The 5,330-nt window shown below is 42.5% G+C and carries 6 protein-coding genes; all 6 read right to left on the bottom strand.

Going from position 1 to position 5,330, the window contains the following annotated elements:
• On the bottom strand, positions 1 to 846 hold an 846-nt coding region (gene pseG, locus KKI13_02590), incomplete at its 3' end, for a UDP-2,4-diacetamido-2,4,6-trideoxy-beta-L-altropyranose hydrolase (GenBank protein MBU4487939.1).
• A gap of 12 nt (positions 847 to 858) precedes the next feature.
• On the bottom strand, positions 859 to 1,869 hold the full coding sequence (locus tag KKI13_02595; GenBank protein MBU4487940.1) for a class I SAM-dependent methyltransferase: 1,011 nt from the start codon (positions 1,867 to 1,869) through the stop codon (positions 859 to 861).
• Complete coding sequence (locus tag KKI13_02600) at positions 1,866 to 3,179, bottom strand: DegT/DnrJ/EryC1/StrS family aminotransferase (GenBank protein ID MBU4487941.1); 1,314 nt, start codon at positions 3,177 to 3,179, stop codon at positions 1,866 to 1,868. The genes KKI13_02595 and KKI13_02600 overlap by 4 nt, the downstream gene beginning before the upstream one ends.
• 17 nt (positions 3,180 to 3,196) lie before the next feature.
• Complete coding sequence (locus KKI13_02605; GenBank protein MBU4487942.1) at positions 3,197 to 4,252, bottom strand: Gfo/Idh/MocA family oxidoreductase; 1,056 nt, start codon at positions 4,250 to 4,252, stop codon at positions 3,197 to 3,199.
• Positions 4,215 to 4,961, bottom strand: coding sequence for a glycosyltransferase family protein (locus tag KKI13_02610; GenBank protein MBU4487943.1), 747 nt, complete (start codon positions 4,959 to 4,961; stop codon positions 4,215 to 4,217). Before KKI13_02610 ends, KKI13_02605 begins: the two co-directional genes overlap by 38 nt.
• Positions 4,939 to 5,330 (bottom strand): methyltransferase domain-containing protein (locus KKI13_02615; GenBank protein MBU4487944.1); only part of this gene is annotated, 392 nt, incomplete at its 5' end. The genes KKI13_02615 and KKI13_02610, both read right to left, overlap by 23 nt.

Genomic DNA, 5,330 nt, shown 5'->3' on the forward strand with positions numbered 1-5,330 from the left:
GCTCGCCAGACTCTCTGCCACCGGGACTTGGTTATCCGACACAATTACACTGATGCTGGGGATGCCCAAATAAGCTAATTCCCACGAAGTAGTTCCGCAGGCATGTATTGCTAAATCCGAATTAAGCATATGTGAAATAACGCTTTTAGGATTGTATATTAAGTCTATTTCATAATTTAGCTGGCTATGCATTTTTTCCAGATTTTCTCTGTGGATATTAGCCGGACCCATGACAGCGGTTACCCTTATATTAAAATCCAAGTGGTTTAACGCCTTAAGTACCTTGCCAGTAACATTATTTTTATCGGCTCCGCCCATGTTTAAAAAAATACGCTCTAATCTTGGGCTAACTTCTGCACCGCTCCTTTCGAAGCGAACAAATTCCTGCCTTAAAATTATGTATTCCGGGCCTAATAATAACTTTGCGTTATTAGTACACTTATAATCGCTTTCGCGAAACCCCGGGTTTTGGTTTAAAATAATGTCCGCCGCAAATTCGCAAGAAGCCATGTCATCAATACATAACAATTTGAGCCCGCCTTCTTTAATAATATTCTGGTAGGCCGTACCGAATGCATACCCATCCGCAATAATCCAGTCTGCCTTGAATTGCCTTGTCTGTTTTTTCGTTTCCTCTGCATCTTTCCTGCTTCCACTTTCGGTATTAATTTTTTGAGCGCGTACCTTCTCCGACACGAATATATCCAAAAGATTCGCCGATATATCGTTAAAAATGAAGCAGGTATTATCACCTTTCGCCTTAAATGCCTGTGCCAGCGCCAAAGAACGAATACCGTGTCCTATCCCGATTTCATTATTTGCATCGCAACGAAAAAGTATATTCATATCACCGCGCTTTTATTTAATCTTGTGCGCCTTTTTAGCGACCAAGAATGCATGGCCACTGCTTCCGGAAGACCGCAACATATCCTGGATAACATTGACATTCTTCTCGCCATCCTCACCAAGCAATAGCTTCATAAGGTAGCAATCTTTGAACCTATCTTCGCAATGCGTCATGCCGTAGTCTCTGGCCATACTCGCATCGAGAAGTCCCGGAGTTGTAAACTCCGTTACGTCAAACCCATTTTTTTTAAGGAGCTCGCTCATTCCATCCTTTGAAAAGAAATTAATTTGAGGGAAACTAAAATTTGGGTGATCCTTTCCCATGATAAAGTAATCGAATCCGTCTATGCACGGAAAAGAAAGTATTAACAGGCCCTCTTGTTTTAAAATTTTGCATACACTCGCCAAAAATTTATCTGTATAAAATGACTGCTGGATCACCTCAAACATAGTTACAATGTCATATGACTCCGCTTCAATCTTTCCGCCTTCGATACTATTATAGACCTTAAACCCCTTCTCCCTGCATATCCGCCGAGCTCGGCTATTCAATTCTGCCCCCTCTAGGCTGCCCTTGGGAGCCGATTTCCGCAATACCTCTAGCGATGTCCCTATGCTGCAGCCGACATCAAGCATTCTGAAAATATAATCTTTATCAAAATTTTTATATATAACTTCAGCTACATATTCCATGCGCTGTTTCCATATTACGTCCTTCCTGGCCTCTTCGGTATTTTTTAATATCTCCTCAGACCAATAATTGGCAGATTCGCTTTCCGAATGAAACTTAGTTATAGCGGCATAGTCGGGACGCGGGTTTAGATAGACAGTACCGCAACTGCATTTTTCATATAATTGGTTATACTTAGCCGTAAATCTTTCTTTTTGGGCGTCTATTCCGCATGCGGGACAGTTTATTTTGACAAGATTAGTTTCATCGCCGAATAAACGGCCCAATTCCTTGTCCGCTATCTTTTCGTAGTTCTGCAGTTGATTCTTCGGCCTTATAGCAGTTTCTTTCATTTAACCATGCTTCCTTGTTGAGCTTTTATATCTTTTAAATCGTCTTTATTCTCTAAAACTTTTTCGAACGCCCTTACGATATCGTCCATGTCGCTCTTTTTTAAAGGATAATGACAAAGCGAGGTAATCAACAGTTCATGATTATAAAGCTTTTCTGCCACGGGCAGCATGCCTTTTCCGTATCTTATCTCTTTGCCGTAAAACGGGCAGCTGAACGGGCACCCTTTGCTTCCGTAACCTATTTTCTCCCTATAAGTTCTTCGTAAATGCTGCGGTTTCGCATAACCGGCAGCTACGGCCACACCTTCGGCAACTACGGCTTTCACAAATGTATCTCTCGCAATACCAACCTTTTCTTCGTCATACCTCATAGGCAGAACAAAATAGACGCTCTTGCATCTTGCTGATACTTTGGCCGGCGTAATTCCGGATTTTAATTTATTTATTCCGTCAGAAAGATAATTTGCCAACCCTATTCTATGTTCGGTTAACATATCCAATTTATGAAACTGACCGATGCCTATCGCCGCTTCAATTTCCGTCATGCGGTAATTCCAACCGATTAAATTGACTATGCTTTCTTCTTCCGGCAAGCTGTCAACTATGTTTTCTGCATGGTTTCGTATTAACCGCATCCTCCGGGCGAAATTTTCGTCATTAGTTATTGCTACGCCCCCCTCTCCGGTCGTAATGGTCTTGTGCTGATTAAAACTGAATATGCCTATACGGCCAATTGTCCCAACAAATCTGCCATTGTAGATGGCTCCGGGTGCCTGTGCACAATCTTCTATAACGATCAAATTATGTTTCCTTGCGATAGCCATTATCTCATCCATCTTTGCTGGGTGGCCGAAAAGATGCACAACGATTATAGCTTTAGTTTTATCACTTATCGCCTGTTCCACCTTTTTAGGATCCAGGCCATAAGTCTCGTCTTCTATATCCGCGAATACGGGTATTGCGTTGGCCATTAATATGCTGGTGGATGTAGCGGACATCGTATAAGGCGTAACTATAACTTCGTCACCAGGGCCTATGCCGGTGGCAGCTAAAGCTATGTGTAGGCCAGCAGTTGCTGAGTTTATGGTTATGGCATGCCGCACGTTGAAATATTTGCAAAATTCCTCTTCCAGCTTCTTTACTTTGGGTCCGCCAAGAAAACCATCCCCCATTTTAGCGACGAAACCAGAAAGAACCCCCGTCTTAAGTACCTCGAGAATTTCTTTCTTTTCCTCTTTGCCGAGAACCGGATGTGAAGGGAAAGGTGTATTCCTTACTTTTTCGCCTCCCAATAAAGCCAGCTTTGCCATTACAAGCTCCTTCTTCGCTACTTCGATTTGATTACTATATCTGTTTTCTTCAAGGGTAAGTATACTCTAGCGCCCTTCTGGTTTTTTCCTGATTCATGAGCTGCGGAGATTAGCTCCAAAACCGCTCTGCCGTCATTCCCCGAAGACATCGGCTTTCCACCGCTTTTAATACAAGACACTATGTCTTCTACAGCCCTCACCATAGTATCTCGTAATCCGATTTCAAAGACAGGGCCTTTTTCCTGCAGGCATTTATATCCAGAAAATTTGGGATGTTCTATAACATCCCAATGTACGGCTCTGTATCCGCTATTCTCGATTCGTATTCTCCCCTTACTTCCGTATATATCTACTTCGGATATAAGATAATCCTTCACATTCATACCGTGCATAGCTGCGCTGACCCCGCTCTTAAAATAGAGATATGTATCGACTGTAGGGTCGACTTCATTTTCCTTACCGTCGAAATTACTCCAGACCCATGCAACTTCGCCAAAAAAGAATCGCAATAAATCCAGGCGATGTACACCGGTATTTGCAATTCCTGAGGTATAATAAGTATCCACATGCTGAATATTGCCCAACTTGCCGTCTTCAATATATTTTTGAATATCCTGATGAAGCCTGTCCCAGCGCCTCAGATGGTTAACCGCCAAAATAACCTTATACCCGCATAAGCGTATCATCTCGTCGGCTTCCGCCAATGTTTCGGCCATGGGTTTTTCGCAAAAAATCGCTTTCACTCCAGCTTCAACTGCTTTTTTGCATATGTCCAGCCTTACCGAGCTGGGAGTGCATATGCTTAGAATATCTATCTTTTCCTTTTTTAACATCTCGCCATAATCCGAATACAGATTTTTAATATTCCATTTTTTCCCGAACTTCCGTAATTGTTCTGCTTCAATGTCTGCTGCTGCCAAAAGTTCGGTTTCGGGGCAAAATTTATATGCGCCGGCATGCGTGGCTATAGAATCCTTTCTCTTGGAATCGTTGTCAAAATCGCTTGCAATGCGCCCGCACCCTACTATGGCAGCTTTAAACACTGTATTTCCCTCTTTTCTTCTGCCGTACATTCCTATTTATCTCTTTCAATTCTGGACGGCTATCCATAAATTCCACGATATCCTTTGTCCTGAAATCTTTTTTGGCAGAATTGAAATGTTCAAATATGATCCCGACCAGCTCGAGGTCCGGTAATTCATCAACAACAAGCCTCAGGTCTGGCCGCTTGATCGCCGGAGGGCATGGAAGATGGCCTATTTTGTACTTATCCGGATTATTGTATATATAGGTCGAAACATTTTCTCTGTCAACCGGATCATTTGTAATCCTGGAAACCTCATCCAGCACTGCCGTAGGAAAAACCAGTAAGCTGATCCCCCACGGAAACGTACCATCCAGACACGTACCAAGACAATCAAAGCCGTTCTCAAGATAATATTTAATCGCCGCATCGATAATGTCCGGATCTATAAGCGGCGTGTCGCCCCAAAGTTCGACTATATGGTCAGCGTTGCAGTATTTTGCAGCCTGAAGCACCCTGTCCAGGACATCATTTTCACTACCCCTATAGCACTTCACGCTGAGCGTTTCGGCAAGTTTTTCAAGTACATCATCATTCTCGTGCGTGGAAGTGGCTATAACTATTTCATCCACTTTCTTAGATCTTTTCACCCGTTCTATCATAAGTTCCAGCATGGGTCTTCCCATAATTTCCCGCATTACCTTGCCGGGGAGCCTTGTGGACCCTGTCCTAGCTTCAACACTTGCTACGATCTTCACTTTTTTTACTCCTTCTTCGCATCTTCTCAACAAGAAACATCGTATCTACATTATTGCTGTCTGCATATTTAAGATGTTTTTCTTTTACTAACCTTAAGTCGTCCGATAGGCTAAGATAGATCTTCGAAAAATCTGCTTTCCATAGTAAATTGGCATGACCTCGATATGTAATAGGAGTGTGTGCATCGCTATAGTATTCAAAACCCCAGATATATCTTTTTGCGCACCTATATATCTCTTCCATAACCAATTTTATATCGGTGGGGGCTATATGAATAAGAACACCGGACGTAAATACAAGGTCAAAATAATCGTCTTTAAAGGGAATATTGAATGCCGACCCATGGATAATATTGATATCTGTAGTCC

It is taken from the genome of Candidatus Omnitrophota bacterium, from assembly GCA_018894435.1.
Classification (GTDB): domain Bacteria; phylum Omnitrophota; class Gorgyraeia; order JAHIPI01; family JAHIPI01; genus JAHIPI01.

What these genes read in the sequence shown, in the direction of transcription:
- KKI13_02605 (MBU4487942.1), bottom strand. Translation starts at nt 4,252, where the DNA reads ATGTACGGCAGAAGAAAAGAGGGAAATACAGTGTTTAAAGCTGCCATA.
- KKI13_02595 (MBU4487940.1), bottom strand. Translation starts at nt 1,869, where the DNA reads ATGAAAGAAACTGCTATAAGGCCGAAGAATCAACTGCAGAACTACGAA.
- KKI13_02600 (MBU4487941.1), bottom strand. Translation starts at nt 3,179, where the DNA reads ATGGCAAAGCTGGCTTTATTGGGAGGCGAAAAAGTAAGGAATACACCT.